Source organism: Pseudomonas sp. PS01298 (genome assembly GCF_029959745.1).
GTDB classification, from domain to species: Bacteria; Pseudomonadota; Gammaproteobacteria; order Pseudomonadales; family Pseudomonadaceae; genus Aquipseudomonas; species Aquipseudomonas aylmerensis.
This window is the reverse complement of record NZ_JASCPP010000009.1, coordinates 53,143-71,598: the sequence shown is the minus strand read 5'-3', so window position 1 is coordinate 71,598 and position 18,456 is coordinate 53,143. Positions and strand designations below refer to the sequence as shown.

Here is an 18,456-nt window from a genome sequence, read left to right as displayed (position 1 = left end):
GCAAATCCTTATGCGCTGCTGATCACGCGACCCTGGTGATCCACCACCGGGCCGCTCAAATGCACACCGGCGGCATCCAGCAATAAGCCGGTGGCGCCGAGTTGCAGGGTGATGCTCTGGGCATTCATGCTCAGGCTCGCGGCGCCGATCTTGAGGTCGACCTGCTCGCGGGAGCCGCTGAATGTGGTGGGGCCGTTGACCCAATTGAAAATGTGGCTGGCGTCGTCATAGTCGCTTTGGGTGCCGTCCTGATAACGACGGCGCGTCAGCGACGCCACAGCGGACACGGGCGGAAACAGACCACTGTTGAGGCCGAACAAAGCCACAGACTGCGTCCCCCCTTCCCCGCCGCCGTAGTTGAGCAGCAGGCACTGCTCGCCCACTGAAGGGACGCGGGTTTCGGTTTGCGCCCCAGCGCTCGGATTGAAAAACTGGATCGCCGGGCTGAGTAGGTCCCCGTGGCTGACCTTGCAGGTACCACTGGCGGCATCAACCTCCTGGCACACGCCAATCCGGCAGAAACTTTCTGCGCGTCGATACAGGTCTTCCAGCTGGGCTTCCATTTCCGCCAGGCGTTCAACGATCGGCCCCAGTTGCATGCGTAGTAATGCATCGAACATGGACTACTCCTGCAGGGGTCGATATTGATCTGGATCGTCGATGTCCGAGACTTCCCAGGTGCGGGCAAACAGCGGTTTGCCTGTGGGATCCTCGAGCAGTAACGGGCCGAGATAGAGGGTTTGGGTGAAGGAAACGATCCAGGTGTCGTAGTCCGTTTCGGTCCCGGTCAATCCGGAAGGCGCCGCGACGATAGCCGTCGGCAGGTCACACTGGTCGGGCGGCAGGCCCCAGCGGTTATCCAGGGCCAGGTCCATCAATTGGCTGGCCAGGTCGCAGGCTTCAAAGGCTGTCGCCCCGCTGGCGACCGTGGCCCTGAGTGAGACCGACAAGGCATGCGCCTTGCGCCCTTCAAGGGAGCGAACGGCGGGGCCGTTGCGTTCGACGCTGATCAGCACGCCGGTTTTATCCGCGACGCCGGTAAAGTCCTGATAATTGCCTACAGGCAAGTCTGGGAAGGCGCTCTTCAGCGCCGCCCCAATCGCCACGGGCAACTGGGAAGGTTTTTCGATAAGGCTCATGTGGTTGCATCCTTGCAGCGGTTACTGCTGGTCCGGGCGCGAGGTCGGGGTCTCGTCGACCCCGATGCGCTTGGCTGCCCAGCGTTCATAAAGGCCAATGGCGACATCCGCGCCGGCCATGGCGGTCAGGCAACCAATGGCGCCGGCAGTCCAGATCGACATGCCGGCGGCGTAGCACAGCATCAGTGCCGAGACTCCGCAGACCATGCATGCACCGGACCGCAAGGCCAGGCGCCGTACCAGTGACCAACCGCGCGCGCCCTCCTTGTCGGCGCGCCACATTTCACCGGACACCCCGCCGATCAGGGCCAGTACGATCACCAGCCAGATAGGCATTTCCGCTAACGCTTGCTGCTCGTTTGTCATGTCACGCCTCCTGGCTGAGCACTACCGGCGCAGGGCCGGCTCTTGGGTAAATCCATTTATGGGTAGGCATTCCAAAAAGCCCGGTTGCCCAGGCTTTTCAGTAATGCGGTCCAACATCGATCTTTCGGCGCTACTGGCGCGGTACGGATCTTTCCTCAATGTTTTTCCGACCACGATCCCTGTCTGCCGGATAACTGCTTCTGGTGCTTTACGCTGCACACCCGGGTCAGTTGCCAACCCTCTGAACCGTTATCAGGCCGGTTCATCGCTGCCTTTTTTCTTCAAGCGATACAACTAAAGAGCGTCGGCATCCTTGCCGGTGTTGCCTGGCCTCCCTGCCATCGCTCTGATGGCGTCCTTGCCGATGTTGCGTGCCTTCCTTGTCTTCCTTGGCAGCATCCTTGCCGCCTCCACCAGGCCTTGTTGGCTGGCTTGAGATGGAGAATATGCATGTATGCATATACAGTCAATGCACAAATGCATTTATTTTTAGCCGAGAAATGCATGAATGCATTTCAGGCCTTGCAGCGCCAGGGTTTGCCGATTTTCTGCAGGCGAAAAAAAACCCGCTAATGAGCGGGCTTTGTCTTACGCAAGAAGCTTAACGGGCGTACATGCCCCACCAGAACACATGACCGAGGATGCTGATCTGCTCATCCTGGATATCCTGGAAGCTGTAGTCTTCATCCGGGTGTTCATCGCGATTAAAACTGCGCAGACGAATCCCGGAAGGCAGGCGGTAGAGCTGTTTCACCCGCAGTTGGCCATTGTGATTGATGGCATACAAGTCACCATCGACGATGTCACCAATGCCACTCTTGCCCGCATTCACCCCCACCGTGGCGCCATCACGCAGTACCGGCAGCATACTGTTGCCGCGCACCGTCACACACTTGGCCTGGTCGAACTGCACACCGTTGTGTCGCAGACTGCGTTTTCCAAAACGCAGGCTGGCCTTTTCGCTTTCCTCGATGACGAATCTTCCTGATCCAGCAGCCAATTCAACCTCGCGCAGAAAGGGGATCGACACCTCGTCGTCATTCACGGGGGTGTCGTCGTCCCACAGGCTTATGTCCTTGAGTTCCGAATGCATCGGGTCGCGCCCGTCCTCGCGCAAAGCGCCCACCGCCGCGCGCCCGCGCAACTGGTCGGTGCTCACGCGAAAGTACTCGGCGATGCGGGAGATGTGTTTATCCGACGGATCAACGATCTTGCCGCTGAGGATCCGGGACAGTGTGGATTGAGGCACGCCGGTACGCCGGTGAAGCTCCGTAGGGGAGATCCGGTCGCGATCCAGCAGTTCTCTTAAGACGATAGAAACGTTGCGTTTTTGCATAACGCGGATAGTGACGGGAGTTTTTAGGGTTGGCAAATGCTAATTTGCATAATTTATGCAATCAGAAAATCCAGCCCACGCCTTGCATCGGCCCTGGAGCCTACGCAGTCGGCGACTTCAACTCCGGGCAAGCCTTCGGCGATTCCTCCGCAGGCGCGCCTATGTCGATCTCAAGTATCGATAAAGCGTCTGGCGACTGATATCAAAATCACGCGCCAATTTGGATTTGCTTTCACCGGCGCCGGCTCGGTCAATTAAATTGACAACCTGATTGTCAGACAGTTTTTTCTTGCGACCACTGTAGACTCCGCGACGCTTTGCACTGGCGATACCGGCGGCCTGTTTTTCCCTCATCGCCGTGCGCTCGAACTCTGCAACCAACTCCATTACCGCAATAATGGTCTCCACCACTTCAAGACAGTCATGCCGAAAGATCAGGCTTTCGTTGGAAAACTCCAGCGTTACCTGCTTATCAATCAGTCGCCGAATGATGACGCACAGCTGCTCGGTACTGGAAGTGAGCGTTGCCATGCTGTCCACTACCACAGTATCTCCGCACTGAAGGTAGCGAATCAGCCCTTCAAGACCTGCACGATTCGCGGCATTGTCTTCAGGCTCATCGTAAAACACTGCGTCAAATACATCGTGGCTGTTTGTCTCTACGCTGCCGTCAGATTGTTGCAGAGAGTGCCGGAAATACTTGATGCGATGTAATCTCATGATGCCTCCTTGGCAGTACTTGTACACAGTCCTTTAATACTTGTACAAACTGTAACTAAATCCTTTAGCTTTAAAACTTTACACAAAGAGCTGTATAGCTAACCCACCTAAAATACACAGTTGCAAAGACTTTAACTTACCTTATTATTTTGAGACCTGGAATAAGCCTAACAACTTTTCAACACACCGTCGATTTCGTTGCGCGTGAATTCGCCAGGGAATTTTAATGCCAACCGCTTTATTGCCCAGCGTATTGACTTGACCGGCTTGACAAGGCTGGTTACTCCCCGATGCAAGCAGAGGATGAATGGATGAAGATCTTGGAAGGAGCCATCGAAATTGATCGACCGAATACCGATCAGGAAAAGATCGAGACGGTAACCCGGAGCATTACCCAGCACGGAAACCACCTGCGCCAGCGTTACCCTATCCTGCAGTATCAAAATGCATTGGGGGCAAGCGTGATGGTGTTTTCCCTGGCAGGGATGGTCATCACGGGAGGTCTCTACATAAAGGGTTTTATCCCCGGATGGGCGTGCATTTTGATCAATGCGCTACTGACGTCATTTATTCATGAAATCGAACATGATTTGATTCATCGCCTCTATTTCAGAAAGCAACCCTTCGCTCACAACGCCATGATGTTTTTGTGCTGGCTGGCCCGGCCGGGCATGCCCAGTCCATGGCTAAGGCGCACACTGCACTTTCATCACCATAAAGAGTCCGGCACTGAGTCGGATGTCGAAGCATGGATTACGACCAGTGGCAGCCCGTGGGGAATACTGCGTTTATTGAAACTGGTCGATGGGTTTTTATTTGGTTTTCTAAATGCGGTGTTCGCGCCGGGATGGCGGCAAAAGGTAAAATTGTTAGGCAAGATTATTCGACTCAACACGCCGTTTGGGCTGTTGTATTGGGGTTGCTGGTACGTATTCCTGGGCTATCACCTCTACGCCGGGGTGGGGTCACTTATGGGTGAAGCGATTCACAGTTCTGCGTCGACCCTGGCGTTTATGGATATCGTCAACAGCATCGTCGTAATCCTTATTGCGCCCAACCTGCTACGGCAGTTCTGTTTGTTCTTTATAAGTTCAAACATGCACTATTATGGCGATGTAGCCCCGCGTAATCCGTTACAACAAACCCAGGTAATGAACCCGTGGTGGTTGTGGCCGTTTCAACTGTTCTGCTTCAACTTCGGCAGCACGCACAGCATTCACCACTTCGTGGTGAGAGACCCGTTCTATCTTCGCCAGATGACAGCGCCTTATGCTCATAAAGTCATGGCGCAGGCAGGCGTCAGGTTCAATGACTTCGGCACATACAAACGGGCCAACCGTTTTTCCAAAGAGCACTCTCAAACTCGCTCGCGAGGGTGAGTTCGTCGCGTTGCGCACGTTTCAAAGGCATCACTGCACCTACAAGGAGTCCGGAGTATGAAAGCGCAAGGGATATGTGCAAGGCAGTTTGAAGCAGTCAAGCAGGCCTTCGAGGAAATGTTTGATGATCCGCAGGAGCGTGGCGCAGGGCTGTGCGTACAGGTTGGTGCAGAAGTGGTGATCGACCTGTGGGCCGGCATGGCGGACCAGGCGGGCGTGAAGCCTTGGGCGCGCGATACGCTGGCCAATACCTTTTGCGTTATCAAACCCTATGTCGCAGTGGCCGTTCTGATGTTGGTCGAGCGCGGCAAGTTGGAGCTGGAGGCACCTGTGGCCCGTTACTGGCCTGAGTTCGCCCAGAACGGCAAAGCCCAAGTCACCTTGCGTCAAGTGATGAACCACACTGCGGGACTGCCGGCGCTGCGAGCCCCCGACCATAACGCCATGATGTACGACTGGGAGCATATGGTGCAGGTATTGGCGGCCGAACCGCTTTGGTGGGAGCCGGGAACAGACTTGGGCTACGGCACTACCACTTTTGGCTGGATTCTCGGTGAGTTGATTCGTCGGGTGGACGGACGAGATCCCTGCGTCTTTATCCACGAGGAGATGCTGGCCCCCCATGACCTCGATGTTCACCTTGGCGTGGACGAACAACACTTTCATCGTATCGCGCGTTTCGACAGTGCCTCGGGGCGGGTCGGTGATCCTTACTCACAAGCGTTGCGCACGGTGCTGAAAAACCAACCTGCGCATATCGCGACATTGGCCTTCACCAATCCCGGCATGGTACCCAGGCGAACCAGTGACCCGCGCTGGTGGGCCTATCAGCAACCGGCTGTGTGCGCGCACGCTACGGCGCGGGGTTTATCCGGCTTCTACAGTGCATTGATGGCGGGCAACTATATCGGTCACGAACTGCTCAGTGAATTCACGCAAGAGCACAGTCATGGCATGGATCGGGTATGGATGCGCCCCATGCGTTATGGATTAGGCTGCATGCTGGAGCAACAACGCGACCCGACGGCTTCTCACGCCATGGGCCCGGGCACCTTTGGCCATATCGGGCTGGGCGGACCGATAAGTTTCGCCGATCCCGAAAAGCAAGTGAGCTTTGGTTTTGTCACCACTACCTCGGGCAGCCATTCGATGATTGATCCTCGGCCCAGGCGGTTGTCGTCTCTGGTGTATGCGGCGATTTGATGTGGCCGCTGCGCAGTCCTGCGGGAGCAAGCTCCCTCGCCACAGTGACGGTGTTCTTTATTAAGTGATGGGTATAGGGGGCCGCAGCGCCTTTGCGTTTTCCCTAGCCGTTTGCATCCTGCGAAGGGCCGACCTCGCGTGTTAACCTTGCGCCCATCGCAAAAAATGCTGGGCCAAGCGCCCCCTTTGCCCCATCACTTTCAACGAATTTGCCTACTACCCAATGAGTAAAAACACGTCCGATCTGTCCTCCCACACCCCAATGATGCAGCAGTATGGGCTGGAGCAGTGCGTAGGCCGCCAGCAGCTTGGCTTACAGCGATCCGCTGTCTAAAACTCTACCGTCATTTGGCCAGGGTTTTGGCCAATGAATGCGCAGTAGGTCAAGGTAGTATTAGACATCAAATTGCTCCCTCTTCCGGCGTCCTGCCGATCGAACACAGCTCCCAGAGAACTCTTAGTGCTACGCTGCTCACTCCAAGTGAGTACCAGCCATGCCTAATTCAGATTTACTACCTACCCTTTTTTCCAAGCTCAACGAAAACCAAGTCGCCCTAGGAGCCGCCATCATGGAACTCGCGCAATGGGTCGAGCGACACGGCGGCGTCGAAGCAACAGCAAACGTCCGTGGCGCACTAGAAATACTTGATTACAATGACGAATTCATCAAGCTAACTCTTGCTGTCCTGATGACTCCTGAGTGATAGGCAGACAGCTCAGCTGAAGAGCCACATAACGCCAATCACCGCAATTACCCAGCAGAGAGTCAACAAGAACGATAGCCCCGCCAGTCTTTTATCCACAAGGTCCTTCCCGTTTGGATGGATGTTGATGGCTCTCACTGTAGGCCGACCAACTCAGCGTAGCCGACTCTGTGCGCCATCATAAGCCCGGGATCCTCAGAGCGCGATCAGACCTTGATCGCCCCGCCGACCGATTACAATCTCCTATAGTCGTAGTGAAATATCCGAAAGTCGCTGGTAATCTCCCAGCCACGTTCGTCAGCCATTAAGGGATGGAGGCGAAAATAGAAGCCCTGGAGCCGCGAACCTCCGGGGCTTTGCTTTTCTACTTGGCCGCTACGTAAATAATAAGCGCAATGGCAACCATCCAGGCGATGACCAGCAGCACTCCCAGCCCTACAAAATCCTGACCCATAGCCTTTCCTTGTGCGCGATTCATTCCATTCGGTCTAGCTTAACGCAATATAGCCCTGACGTACGCCTGGCATGCCCGCAGCGCGATCAGTCCTTGGTCGCCGGCGTCGGTGATGGCGATAATTCGTTGAGCATGCGCTGGGTCAAGTTGGGCTCGACGGGCTGCATGAACCACGCCGACGGCGCTGGTGGTGGAAGGCACGTTGCAGCCACTGGCTGAATCCGTGGCGTCGATAAGGACTGACAGCCGCACATCAGCAGTGGCAAGGCGATCACGCAGCCTTGAAATATTTTTCTGTGCATCACTAAATTCCTTGAAATGCGCTTCGTCTATAGATTGAAGACGGCCTTCTAGGCCCAGGCGCTTGTCCTGCTCAGTGCGGGCCTGGACGGCCGCGGCATTGCTGATCGCGGCCAGGTCATTCTTGTGCAGGCCGGCCTGCTCGGCGAGCTGCTTTCCCATGCGCCAGTCCTGAACCTGCCAGGTCACGCCCGCGGCGCTGGCCATCAGCACCAGCATCAGCAGCACCAGCCCGGCCAGCTTCTGCACAGGCGTCATGCCAGCACCTTCAACGCTTTGTCGTACAGCGCCTGGCGGTCGGCCTGACCATTGAGCCCACCATTGATGCGGCGAGTGATCTTAGCCAGGTCGCCGGCATCGGCCAGGGTGTTCAAGCCATTCACCGACCAGAACCATGCGGCCGACAGGGCCGCGTACTGGGGCCGCTCCAGCAGTTCCGGCTGATTGATCAGATCCACACCCAGAGCTTCCCCACACGCCGCATAGTTCGTCTTGCCGGTTACTTGGATCAAGCCGCGGCCACGATATTTCCAGCCATCACCCGGCGCGGTATTGCCCATGCGGTCGCCGTAGACGATGTTCGCGATCTGTTCGGGCTTACGGGCTGCTGCCGTTGCCCGCACCAGGTCGAACCGGCTTGGCCAAGTCTTCATCAGACCCTCAGCGCTGTAGTTCAGGTTTTCCACCAGGCGCGTCAGCTGGCCAGACTCATGGCCGATCTGGGCAATGAAAGCGGCAATGCGCAGGCGAGTGACAATTCCGTATTTGCCCATGGCCGTGTTCAGCACAGGAACAAAAACGCCGGCTTGGCGGCCGGCGTTCGGGAGGATCTGCAGCAACTGCTGCTCAGTAATGGGCATGACTTTCTCCAGGCGACAAAAATACCCGCACTTGGCGGGCTGGATAGCTGACTTTTGCAGTCGATGGGCTGGGTGCTTCACAGCGCCGGCACTGTTATGATCCCGGCACGCCCTCCTTGCCCACACGTCCATAGGAGGGAATAGAAACCCCGAAGCCCGCGAATCTTCGGGGTTTTGCTTTTAAATTTGCACTGGTAGGATCGGAGCACGTTCTTTCGCATTAAAGGGTGCGAGGCAAAATAGAAACCCCGGCGATTGCGAACCGCCGGGGTTTTGCTTTTCTATTCCCGCTGGTAGCATTGCGGCAAGTTTTGGATGTTCCCCATCTGAGAAATAGAAGCCCTGGTGATTACAGCTCGCCGGGGCTTCGTCTTTTCAATCTCCAGACGAAGAAAACCCCGAACTTGTCGGGGTCTTGGTGTAGCTCCAGTGGCCGCCTATGCGCACGCCCATCCAGAAGATTGCGCTGCGCCATCGCGCTGTTCCGTCACCCGTGGTCAGTGCCCGGTAATAGATGTCGTCGCAGTCGCGGCGGCTGAACTGGCCGGTGGTGTACAGCAGGTCATGCAGGATCGCGGCACGCATGCCGTAACCGACGAGCAGACCATAGATGGCCAGGGCAATGACGGCTGTCACGATCAGCGAGGCGCGGATCCACGGATAGGAATCGACCAGCGTACCGCCAGTCAGCGCCGTGACGGCGCACCACCGGCAAATCTCCCGAAGTATGCGTATCGATGCCAGATCGCTGACGAAGCCACCCGGAACCGCGATCAGGCCATGCACCGGATCGACGAACATCATCGACTGGCGCATCTCAACCTCCCACCGGCTGATGAAGCGGATGTCGGGCCGGATGTCGAACTTTCCGGCGGCGGTCATGCGGGCCACCCCCCTTCCAGCATCTCGGCAGTGATCGATCCGTCAGCTACCGCGCCCAGCAGTTCAGCCTCCCGATTGAAGCAGGCCTGTACAAAAGCCCGGACCTGCGAGGCAATGCCCAGGATCTGCTCGCCCGTTAGATCAACGAAGCCCGTCGCTGCCTTCCATTTGATCCGGTACTCAGGATCGAGGGATGCAGCAAAGGCCGCACCCGTCAGCAACGACTGGCTGTCGCGCTCGGTATTGACCTGGACACCCTCCACGGTGACACCGCCTGTTTCTACTTGGAAGCGGCGTGCGGCAATCAGTTCTGGCCAGTCAGGCAGCTGCACCGGCTCTGGAATAGGAACCGCTGCCAGCTTCTCCCAGCCGCTACCGGTCCAGCGCGCAACCTGGGTGCCGGTGAGCTTCATCGGTTTGGTTGGGGTGCTGCGCAAAGGCAGTGCGCCGTTTTCGTCAGCGACCTGTTCGCCCAAGTAAAGGCCCTGCTCATCCCACAGATAGAAAATCATGATGCCTCCAGGGCTTTAATGTAGGACTTCGGTCCAGCAGGCAGGACAACCTCTCTCAATTTGAACTGAGTAGCGGTGTCGTAAACGTAGGTCGGGGTGGATCGAGAGACTTTTCCGCCATCGCCCACGGCAAGCGCCAGCCCGGCAAGGTTGTTGGCTACTGCACGCACGCTGGTTGTACCGAAACCCGCCGTCATAACGCGCCAGGTTTTCCCGCCATCTTCGCTTTTCGTGATAATGCCGCCATCGCCCACAGCAATAAACGTCTTGGCCTTGTCGCTGGATAAGCCGCGGATGTCGTTGGTGCCAAAGTTCGGAGCGGCCACTGCGCTCCAAGTAAGCCCCGCATCCTCACTACGGGAGATCTTGCCACTGCCGCCCGCGACCACGAAGGTTTCAGCGCCATTGCTTGAAATAGCCCAGGTAGCAGTCCCAGGGATGGGGGTTCCTGATACCTGCCAGGTTGCGCCGCGGTCCTCGCTGCGAAACGCAGTGCCTTGGTTGGACACCGCTAAAATGACCGCATCAGGCCCCATTGTTACAGCGGTGTGTGCGCTTGCTGAGGCGAGACCGGTAGTGATAGAGGACCAGCTGGCTCCGGCGTTGGTACTACGAAATGCCTTACCCGTATCCCCCACCGCGATAAATGTCGAGTTGCCACAGTAGGCCAACCCGTAGATTCCAGAAGTGCCAAAGCCACTCGCCACCGAGTTCCATGTAAGACCATTGTCGGTGCTAACAGACAGCTTCCCGGAATCTCCAACAGCCACCCAGGTTCCCGAACCATTGTTTGCGAGAGCGTTGATCGCGGTAGTTGTGAATTTCGAATCGACAGCAGCCCATGAAACGCCTTGGTTCGTCGAGCGGTACATCGCACCAGCAGAACCCGCAGCAACCCATACTCCATTCTTGTCGGTACCTACACACCGAAGGTTTACCGATGATGGGATGGTCGTTGATATTAGCGGCCACGCTGCGCCCATCACGCCTCCCAACAGCCCCAACACTGCGAAGAGCGCCGGGTACGCGGACTGCAGGTAGATCGATCCGTCCTCAATCAGGTATCGCGAACCAGGGTTTCGAGCGGTCACCAGCACGTCGCCCACGCTCTGACCCACGAAGGCGAACTCCACACCATTATTGGCGGGGTTGATGATCAGCGATTTACCAGCTCCGTTCAGGGCGGGCAAGCCTGCAGCCGACCCAGCAGCAGCGGCCGCTGCCTGGGCAGACGTTCTCGCAGACTCGGCAGCAACCCTGGCCGAGTTTGCGAGCTCGACCTGATTTGCAGCGAGCGTGACGCTGTTGGCAGCAGCTTCAGCACTGCCTGCGGCAGCGCTGACGCTAGAATTCAGGCCGGCAATGGCCTCATTTATTCCGGCCGCCAACGCGTTGGCCTGAAGCACGAACGGCGGTAGCGCTGCAATGAAAGGGTCCGCCAGCGCATTGAATGCGACGGGACCATCGGAGCGCGACGGTGCCTGCGGTAGCGGAGTGATCGGCGGAATGACAGCCATCAGGTCAAGCCCTCAATTTCAAGTTGGCAATCGGAAACAGTCGGCCCGGAGTACACCAGGTCGAAAGAGGTAAAAAAGCCGTAGAGAATGGATGCCTCGTAGGTTTCCTCGCCAACCCAGACGACAGGCTTGGCGCGAATTTCCGTGAGCAGACGCTTAATTTTGGTGACTCGATCCGTGTCTATCGCGACGGGGAATTTCGCTGTGTCGGAAAAGGCGCCCTCGGTGACAGACCAGCCGCCGAAGGGATCGCGCTCTTTTTTGCTGTAGTCATCAATCCCGACGCCGGTGCCATACAGCGCTTTGCCTATGTCAGCGGTTTTACCGATAACCAGCTCACCAATGCCGGCCGTCCCACTGCTAGAGACGGTCACCGTGATGCTGGCCGTTCCGTATGCTGGCAAGTCCAGCGCAACGATGCTGTTTCGAAGCTCTATCTCCTCGAAAAACCAGTCATACCAGTTGTCGACTGACCCATCGATCAAGCTGTAGGTGCGGCTGGCCACGACCCCTTCTATTGGGTCGGTCATCACCACTGTTACCGATTCTCCCCGCACATTGATCAGCGCCAGCGAGTTGATGACAGCCCCAGGCTGGATCGTCACAGAGACCAAGCCGGGGTTCGTGGTGAGCGTGCCAACGATCTCGTCAAACATTTTCCAACGGTTGGTCGCACCGATATCCAGCCACTTCGCCGGGTTGGTGGTGGTGACGATCTCCGCGCCCGGTTTGACGCCAGCCGGAACAGCGGCCAGCGCCTCATAGTTGCGGTGATCGAGCACTACCTTGTCGCCGATGGAATACGTGGCCATCACCGACCACGCCGGGTAATCCGTTTCTGGCACGTTCGACGAGATCAGCTTTGCAGGCGTGACCTCAACCGGCCTGATAAACCTCATGGGGTCATGCTCCTGCAGCGATTGTTGGAAGTCCGACGCGGTCCCACTTCTTGAGCAGCTTGCTGTCCGCGTCGGAGTTGAGTTTCATCGGACCAACAATCTGCTTGACCACGTCGATCAATGTATCGACCTTTCGCTCAAGCGCGCCGGAGTCGCCGCCGCCCTTAAGCATTGCTGCCGTCTGATTTGCGTTATAGATCCGGCTCGGGCCAGTGACTTCAAGCTCCGGACCGTTTTCCCCTACCAGGCGGAGGCCGCCATCGTGGAATCCACCAGCAGCAAACGCCGGCGTCTTATGACTGTCCAGGTAAGCCTTGGCAGCCGCCTTGGAGGCAGCGATCTGCGCCTGACTTACCGTCCCGGCGTACTTCGATGCATCCAGGGCCAGCGCCTCCTTGGCAATGGTTGCGGCAGCCTGCTCGTAGGTAACCTCCCCACTTTGAAGCTTGGCGCCCCAGTACGAAGCACCAGCAGCCTCAGACCCGCGACCAAGCACGGACTGATACAGAGTCTCCACCAGCGTTGCGTTGTTGCCCGAAGTGTTGGCCTTGCCGGCTCCGGACGCCTGGCCTTGAAGCGCAGCAACCACTGCGGCGTTCATCGCGTTGATGGCCGCCGTCACGCCCATGATCGAGGTATCGACGCCGTTGAGCGCATCCATCTGCGCCTGGGCGAATTCCAACGCCTGATCGTACTGGGCCATCTGAGCGTCATACGCCGCCTTGGCCAGGTCGATCTGGGTTTTCAGGCCAGCCAGCGAAGCCTCGGCACTAGTAAGCTGCTTGCCGTTTATGGCATTCAGCTCGGCCACTACGTTGGCAGTACGACCCTGGTCCCGTGCGAAGTCCTCCATGGAGCCGTACAGGTCAGTGTTGTTGTTGCTGACGGTGTCGAGCGCATCCTCCAAGCCGGTGAAGCCAGAGAGCGACTTACCGGAACGAGCGGTGGCCAATGCGCTTTGCAGCGTCGCTTGCGCCTGCGCACGCAGCATCTTCACGGCGTCATCCGAATCGCCGCGCAACGCCTTGAGGGCCGTACTCAAACTGGTGCTGACAGAATTCAGGCCGTTGACGTTTTCCGTCACGGTGCTGACCATGTCACTGAGCGAGGTGTTGGTGGCGTTGTACGCCTCGGTCGCCTTCTTCTGCTGGGCGGAGATTGCCCGCTGCACCGCGCTTTGGGCGTTGGTGACCGCGTTCGTCAACTGCTGTTCGAGGATCGTGTAAGCCTGCGATGCACTTTCCGCCAAACCGGTGAGCGTGACGTACATCTTGCGGCCGCTTTCGGTCGTCAGGTCCAGAGCATCAACCACGCTGCGGAACGCAGCGCGCGACCCAGGCAATGCAACATCCATCGCCTTAAACTGCTTGGTCACTGTCGCCAGCGTGTAGTTGGTCTTCTCTACGTCCGTGTAGAAGCTATCGAAGAACTTGCTGTTGGCAGCGTTGAACGCCTCCGCACCGCCCGCCATAGCCACCAGCTGCTCAGCCATGAAGCCGGTGCTGACCGACACGTCGTATAGCTTGCGGCCCAGCATCTCGAACGAGTCATTGACGCTGTAGAGATTGTTGACGAAGGTGGTCAGCGCTTCGAAGTTGTAATCCTGCAACCCCGAGTTTGTCGCAGCGTTGATTGCAGCAACAGCCGAATCGCCAAGACTGCCAAACCAAGCATCCAGCTCAGCCTGAATCGCTTCAGAGGTCTTTCCCTCGGTACTGATGCGGGTTGCAGCCATGTTCAGGCCGTCAAGAACAGAATCGCTCAGCTCAACCCCAAGAGCCGAGAACAGGCCCATGGAATTGAGGATCTTGTCATTGAAGGCTGCACCAAGCGCGTCCTGCGTCTCAGCATCCAGCGGGTTGTGCAGATAGCGGGTTTTGCTCGACCCCGAGATCAGGCCGCCTTTTTTCTTCTGCTTGACGTACTGCTGGGCGTCGAACACCCCGCCATCAACACCCAGCTCAATGCCAACGTCCTTGGTCTTGTACCCGCTTCCGAACAGCTTGCTACCCACCTTGCTCCAAACAGCCTGGAACAGGGTAGAACCGCTGAGGATGGCAGCCATCTTGCCGCCGACTACCTTCCCTAGAATGTTGTCAGTGACCTCGAAGTACTTAGCGCCCACGGTCTGAGGCAGCATTGCAGCCTTGCCCAGTGCTGTGCCGCCGGCGCTGTCCCACATCTCTCCCGCATCAGGGCGCACCCCGGCGCTGTACAGCTTGCCGGACTGGTACATGCCCATGACGATTGCCAGTGGCCACATAGCCGCCGCGCTCGACATGGCCGAGGAGATCGCCGCACCGATGCCGTTGGATGCCGCCGCGGTCGTTGCACCTGCGATACCGATGTTAGTACCAATTGATGCTGCGCCTTCAGCAACAGCACCCGAGAGTGCACCGCCCAGCGCTGAGGTGGCGCCAGTAGTTGCGGCCGTGCTTGCCGCCGCGGTCCCTGTGATCGACGACACGATGCTGCTAAAGCCGCTGGAAAGCGTACTGCCCAAACTGGAAAGCATGTTGCCGTAGTAGCCAATACCGCCCGAGAGCGCGCCGCTGATGCCGCCGGACGCGTATCCAGAAGCAATCGACGAACCTACCCCAGTAAGATTGCTCCACGCCGAGTACAGGTTTTTGCCCAGGCTGACCATACCGCCCCAACCGTTGGAGTCGGAGCCGCCGCCAAACATAGACGATAGTCCGCCCCCCCCACCGGATCCTCCGGCGCTCCCCAGCAACTTACTCCAGACCGAGCCCAGTCCCTGACCATTGTCGGTACCAGTCAGCCAGTTGCTGATCGAGGCCAGCAGCGGCTTGGTGGTGAGCATGTGAGCGATCTCGCCCAGCGTCTGCTTGAAACCTTTCTTCAGGTTGTCCCACAGGCTTTCCGCGCCGCTGCCGATATTGCCCCAGGCCGTGGCGAAGGCTTCATCGATACGATCGATTGCGCCCTCGGTCATCTGGCCCCACAAGGTGGCCTTGCTGCGGTTTACCTCGTACTCGTTGCCGAGCTTGACCAGGGCAGCCTGGTAGCTGGCAGCATTTTCCGGATACAGCGCCATTGCGGCGTTTAGCGCTTTTTGGTCCTCGGTGTAATCCTTGAGCAGCTTTGCCTCTGGATACAGCCGATCCATGATCCCACCGGCGTTCGCGGCCCGCTGCGCAATCTTCAAGGCGTCCTGCTGAGCCTCTGTCGCGGCCAGTAACTGCTTGTATTCCTCGCTCCCCACCTCAATGTTTTTGTTGGCAAGCGCAACCGTCATTGCTTTTTGGACGTTATAAGCCGCCAACGCATCGGCGCCCATCAACGTTGCTTGTGCCTGGGCGATGATATCGGAGGTTTCTTTGCCGAGGTCGTAGGCGGATTTGCTGACGTTCAGCTTGTCCTGAGCATCCTGCTGGGCAGTGAGCTTGGCGATGACTTCGTCGCGCGCAGCCGATCCGGTCTTCAGCAGTGCCTCGTCGACCTTTTCTTGCAGGCTGAATTCCCGCGACTTGTCGGTACCGTCCAGATACGCAGCAGCCAAGCCGGTCGCCGACTTAATGGCGATATCGGCCTGGGCCTGAAGATCGGTCAAGGCCTTGGCTTGGTTCTTGATCGCAGTCGCAGCATCATTGGCAGACTTATCTACGCGCTTATTCGCATCAGTCGTTGCATTCAGCTGATCGATGGCTGCTTGTGCGCGCTGGCCAGGAGTAGCCTTGGGCGCCACAGGTGCCGCCGGCGCGATACCGCCGTTGGTGAGCAGTCCATAACCCGATAGATTTGCTTGCGGCGCGGAAGCCCCCATAGCGACACGAGTAGCCGACGCAACTGCAAAGTTAGCCGCCTGCTCAACTGCTGTGATTTGACGGCGGGCGCTGTCTTCTGCGGCGGTGGCAGTATCTCCATACGCCTTGCTTTGAGTGGCCGCCGCTTGAGTGGCTGCGTCTTCGGCAGTGTAGAGAGCCACCAGCTGCAATTTAAGGCTGGCTTGCTGAACCTTGTCTCCTTCCTTAATCGCTTCCTGGTACTTTTTCAGCGTGTCAGTTTGATCGCCGATAAGTTTGGCTTGGGCGACCTGTAGTGCACTAGCGCCCATTTTTGCAGAGCTGTACTCTGCCTCGGCGGCGGCGTTCGCTCCAATCAGGTCTCGAGCCTCGGTCAGCTTGGCGATGTACTTGTCCCAATCTCCCGCGCTTGCACTGCTTGACTTGGACGCGGCGGCCTGGGCAGCTGCGAGCTTCTCGGTTTCGGTAGTTGCGGAGTTGGTAACGCCGTTCGATTGGGCGAGCAGCTTCCCATACTTATCTGCTTTTTCGCCGCTGGCCGAGTATGCAGCAGCGGTCTGTTCAAGCATTGACTTGAACGACGGCATGATCTGGTTATTTTTAGAAACCCATTCGGTCACGCTGTCCAGCGACCTAGTTCCAGCCTTAACCTCTGCAACCATCTTGCTGAATGCTTCGGCGCTTTCTACACCTTTCATGCCGAGCGAGGTAAATGCCTGACTACCGCGGGTAGCGTATTCGGTGAGCGAGCTGGCAGCAGAGTCTAGTGCGCTTTCTTGGGCCTCTACCCATTTAGAGGACTGAAAGCGCTGCTGCTCAGCAGACAGACCTTTAAATTTCTGGATCGAGTCCTCGAGAGTTCCGTTCTGATCAATCAGTGCCGAGGTCGCTTCGTTCGCGCCGTCGCGCATTGTGAGGAATGCCACCCCGGCGCCGACCGCCAGAGCAGCAATGCCCACCGGGCCGCCCAGCAAGGCGAGGAGGCCAGACCCGGCGCGCGCGGCAAGCGATGAAACGGCGGCGTATTCTTCCTTGGCTACCGACGCAGCCGTGGTAGCCGCAGCATCCTTTGCCATCGCCGCCGACTCGGCTGTGAGGGCTGCACCCAACTGAGCCGAGGCGGCAAAAGCAGCCTTTTTAGCTGCTGCCAGTTCAATATCTGTAGCAGCCAAAGCAGCGGTGTAGCGAGCCTCTTCTTGCGTTCCCTTGGACAAGGCAACTGTATATGCCAACTGGTCACGGGCTGCCTGAATCACTCGCAGCTTCGCAATGGCACTGGCTTCCGTGGATCGAGCGCCAACCACAACCGCTGATGTCTCGGTCGCCTGTACCGCTGCGAGTGCTGCAGAGGCGGCAGTCGCTTCAACCTTTGCTGCTGCCGCGTCGCGAGTGGCTTTCGCCTCGGCGACCATGGCCGTAACGCTATTCCAGGCGGCCACGCTATTTTTCAGCATGTACCCGGTGACACCTGCGGCGACCAGGCCTGCGCCAGCCGCCGCTACGATATCGATGTTTTTGGCGACCAAGTCGAGGACTTTTGCCAGCTCACCGGTGGCGCTGGTGGACTCGTTCGCCTTGCCGATGTACGCGCCGATGGCGTTGTTAATGTTGTTGAGCGCATCCATTACAGAAGTGCTCATTTGGGCCGCAGCTTTTTGAGCTGAGTCGCGAACTTGCTCAAGTCCGCGATTCAAGTCGCCAAGGCCCAACTTCCCCTCAGCACCAAGCTTGCGAATTTCCTTCGAAGTTTTTCCTGTTGCGGTGGCGACGGCCTCTGCCACGGTGGGCATCGCGGTCATGATCGACACCCAGCTGTCGGCATCGATCTTGCCAGTCTGCAACGACTTGGAATAAGCATCGAGAGCAGTGCCAGCTTTGTCCGCGCTCGCGGCGTTAGTCACAAGCAGATAGCTGAAACTGTCTGTGATGTTCAGCGTTTGCTGGGTGTTGTAGCCCAAGCCTTTCATCACGTCGGCCGTGCGGATGTAAAGCTCCTGGGCCTCGTGCAGTGGACGATACGTTTCCTGGGCCGTGGTGAGAATGTGCTTCTGCACCATCTCATATTCAGCGGACGAACTCGTCGCGGCGCGCATCCGGTCAGCCATTTGGCCATAGGCGTCTGCCTGCTTGATCAGGCCGCCGATGAGCCCGGCACCGGCGATGCCGGCCATTGCTCCGCGAATCAGGCTGGTGGTCGCCTGGGCCTTTTTGCCAAGACGATCAAAGGACGAATCGGCGCTGCCGAGGCTGCGATCAATCTGAGACGCCGCCTTCGCCACGGCCGACTCACCAGCAGCAAGCTCCTGGCGTAGCTGTGCCGTGGTTGCCTCGATGCGGATCAATAGGCCTTGTACGTCGGCGTCAGCCATTGCTTTCTCCAGGCGAAAAAAAACCCACCTAGGTGGGCTTGGAAAGAAA

The 18,456-nt window shown here is 57.9% G+C and carries 15 protein-coding genes; 3 read left to right on the top strand and 12 right to left on the bottom strand.

Annotation, left to right across the window (positions count from 1 at the left end; genetic code table 11):
* Nucleotides 1-8: 8 nt before the first annotated feature.
* The 5 genes from QMX97_RS06430 to QMX97_RS06410 all read right to left on the bottom strand — a co-directional run bounded on the left by QMX97_RS06430 (nucleotide 9) and on the right by QMX97_RS06410 (nucleotide 3,561).
* A complete protein-coding gene (locus QMX97_RS06430; RefSeq protein WP_282396530.1) occupies nucleotides 9-620 on the bottom strand; it encodes a phage baseplate assembly protein V in 612 nt (203 codons plus the stop codon).
* 3 nt (nucleotides 621-623) lie between these two features.
* Nucleotides 624-1,139, bottom strand: a complete 516-nt coding sequence (locus QMX97_RS06425; protein ID WP_282396529.1) for a hypothetical protein — start codon at nucleotides 1,137-1,139, stop codon at nucleotides 624-626.
* A gap of 21 nt (nucleotides 1,140-1,160) precedes the next feature.
* Complete coding sequence (locus QMX97_RS06420; protein ID WP_021492472.1) at nucleotides 1,161-1,505, bottom strand: phage holin family protein; 345 nt, start codon at nucleotides 1,503-1,505, stop codon at nucleotides 1,161-1,163.
* A gap of 601 nt (nucleotides 1,506-2,106) precedes the next feature.
* Nucleotides 2,107-2,850 (bottom strand): XRE family transcriptional regulator, encoded by a 744-nt coding sequence (locus QMX97_RS06415; RefSeq protein ID WP_177343939.1) that lies wholly within the window; start codon nucleotides 2,848-2,850, stop codon nucleotides 2,107-2,109.
* Nucleotides 2,851-3,000: 150 nt separating this feature from the next.
* On the bottom strand, nucleotides 3,001-3,561 hold the full coding sequence (locus QMX97_RS06410) for a recombinase family protein (protein ID WP_282396528.1): 561 nt from the start codon (nucleotides 3,559-3,561) through the stop codon (nucleotides 3,001-3,003).
* A gap of 311 nt (nucleotides 3,562-3,872) precedes the next feature.
* Here QMX97_RS06410 and QMX97_RS06405 point away from each other — a divergent pair, with 311 nt between their 5' ends.
* The 3 genes from QMX97_RS06405 (at nucleotide 3,873) to QMX97_RS06395 (ending at nucleotide 6,847) form a co-directional block, all read left to right on the top strand.
* Entirely contained in the window at nucleotides 3,873-4,940 is a 1,068-nt protein-coding gene (locus QMX97_RS06405; RefSeq protein ID WP_282396527.1) for a fatty acid desaturase, read from the top strand.
* Nucleotides 4,941-4,997: 57 nt separating this feature from the next.
* Complete coding sequence (locus QMX97_RS06400) at nucleotides 4,998-6,143, top strand: serine hydrolase domain-containing protein (protein ID WP_282396526.1); 1,146 nt, start codon at nucleotides 4,998-5,000, stop codon at nucleotides 6,141-6,143.
* Between the two features lie 494 nt (nucleotides 6,144-6,637).
* Nucleotides 6,638-6,847: a hypothetical protein gene (locus QMX97_RS06395; RefSeq protein ID WP_060766243.1), complete on the top strand. Its 210-nt coding sequence runs from the start codon at nucleotides 6,638-6,640 to the stop codon at nucleotides 6,845-6,847.
* A 493-nt stretch (nucleotides 6,848-7,340) separates the two neighbouring features.
* Here the strand turns inward: QMX97_RS06395 and QMX97_RS06390 are convergent, their stop codons facing one another.
* From QMX97_RS06390 to QMX97_RS06360, 7 genes are all read right to left on the bottom strand, one after another.
* A complete protein-coding gene (locus QMX97_RS06390; protein WP_282396525.1) occupies nucleotides 7,341-7,859 on the bottom strand; it encodes a lysis system i-spanin subunit Rz in 519 nt (172 codons plus the stop codon).
* The gene (locus tag QMX97_RS06385; RefSeq protein ID WP_282396524.1) at nucleotides 7,856-8,461 is read right to left on the bottom strand and encodes a glycoside hydrolase family 19 protein; all 606 of its coding nucleotides are present in this window, start codon (nucleotides 8,459-8,461) and stop codon (nucleotides 7,856-7,858) included. Before QMX97_RS06385 ends, QMX97_RS06390 begins: the two co-directional genes overlap by 4 nt.
* A gap of 375 nt (nucleotides 8,462-8,836) precedes the next feature.
* The gene (locus QMX97_RS06380; RefSeq protein ID WP_282396523.1) at nucleotides 8,837-9,343 is read right to left on the bottom strand and encodes a DUF1353 domain-containing protein; all 507 of its coding nucleotides are present in this window, start codon (nucleotides 9,341-9,343) and stop codon (nucleotides 8,837-8,839) included.
* Complete coding sequence (locus QMX97_RS06375) at nucleotides 9,340-9,855, bottom strand: DUF4376 domain-containing protein (RefSeq protein ID WP_282396522.1); 516 nt, start codon at nucleotides 9,853-9,855, stop codon at nucleotides 9,340-9,342. The genes QMX97_RS06380 and QMX97_RS06375 overlap by 4 nt, the downstream gene beginning before the upstream one ends.
* On the bottom strand, nucleotides 9,852-11,372 hold the full coding sequence (locus tag QMX97_RS06370; protein WP_282396521.1) for a hypothetical protein: 1,521 nt from the start codon (nucleotides 11,370-11,372) through the stop codon (nucleotides 9,852-9,854). The genes QMX97_RS06375 and QMX97_RS06370 overlap by 4 nt, the downstream gene beginning before the upstream one ends.
* Nucleotides 11,372-12,271 carry a hypothetical protein gene (locus QMX97_RS06365; RefSeq protein WP_282396520.1) on the bottom strand — a complete coding sequence of 300 codons (900 nt, stop codon included), beginning with the start codon at nucleotides 12,269-12,271 and terminating at the stop codon, nucleotides 11,372-11,374. The genes QMX97_RS06370 and QMX97_RS06365 overlap by 1 nt, the downstream gene beginning before the upstream one ends.
* Before the next feature lie 4 nt (nucleotides 12,272-12,275).
* A complete protein-coding gene (locus QMX97_RS06360) occupies nucleotides 12,276-18,407 on the bottom strand; it encodes a tape measure protein (RefSeq protein WP_282396519.1) in 6,132 nt (2,043 codons plus the stop codon).
* Between the last annotated feature and the right edge of the window lie 49 nt (nucleotides 18,408-18,456).

Bases quoted from the DNA above. Each gene is read 5' to 3' on its own strand.
- QMX97_RS06430 (WP_282396530.1), bottom strand. From the start codon at position 620: ATGTTCGATGCATTACTACGCATGCAACTGGGGCCGATCGTTGAACGC.
- QMX97_RS06425 (WP_282396529.1), bottom strand. From the start codon at position 1,139: ATGAGCCTTATCGAAAAACCTTCCCAGTTGCCCGTGGCGATTGGGGCG.
- QMX97_RS06420 (WP_021492472.1), bottom strand. From the start codon at position 1,505: ATGACAAACGAGCAGCAAGCGTTAGCGGAAATGCCTATCTGGCTGGTG.
- QMX97_RS06410 (WP_282396528.1), bottom strand. From the start codon at position 3,561: ATGAGATTACATCGCATCAAGTATTTCCGGCACTCTCTGCAACAATCT.
- QMX97_RS06405 (WP_282396527.1), top strand. From the start codon at position 3,873: ATGAAGATCTTGGAAGGAGCCATCGAAATTGATCGACCGAATACCGAT.
- QMX97_RS06400 (WP_282396526.1), top strand. From the start codon at position 4,998: ATGAAAGCGCAAGGGATATGTGCAAGGCAGTTTGAAGCAGTCAAGCAG.
- QMX97_RS06395 (WP_060766243.1), top strand. From the start codon at position 6,638: ATGCCTAATTCAGATTTACTACCTACCCTTTTTTCCAAGCTCAACGAA.
- QMX97_RS06390 (WP_282396525.1), bottom strand. From the start codon at position 7,859: ATGACGCCTGTGCAGAAGCTGGCCGGGCTGGTGCTGCTGATGCTGGTG.
- QMX97_RS06385 (WP_282396524.1), bottom strand. From the start codon at position 8,461: ATGCCCATTACTGAGCAGCAGTTGCTGCAGATCCTCCCGAACGCCGGC.
- QMX97_RS06380 (WP_282396523.1), bottom strand. From the start codon at position 9,343: ATGACCGCCGCCGGAAAGTTCGACATCCGGCCCGACATCCGCTTCATC.
- QMX97_RS06375 (WP_282396522.1), bottom strand. From the start codon at position 9,855: ATGATTTTCTATCTGTGGGATGAGCAGGGCCTTTACTTGGGCGAACAG.
- QMX97_RS06370 (WP_282396521.1), bottom strand. From the start codon at position 11,372: ATGGCTGTCATTCCGCCGATCACTCCGCTACCGCAGGCACCGTCGCGC.
- QMX97_RS06365 (WP_282396520.1), bottom strand. From the start codon at position 12,271: ATGAGGTTTATCAGGCCGGTTGAGGTCACGCCTGCAAAGCTGATCTCG.
- QMX97_RS06360 (WP_282396519.1), bottom strand. From the start codon at position 18,407: ATGGCTGACGCCGACGTACAAGGCCTATTGATCCGCATCGAGGCAACC.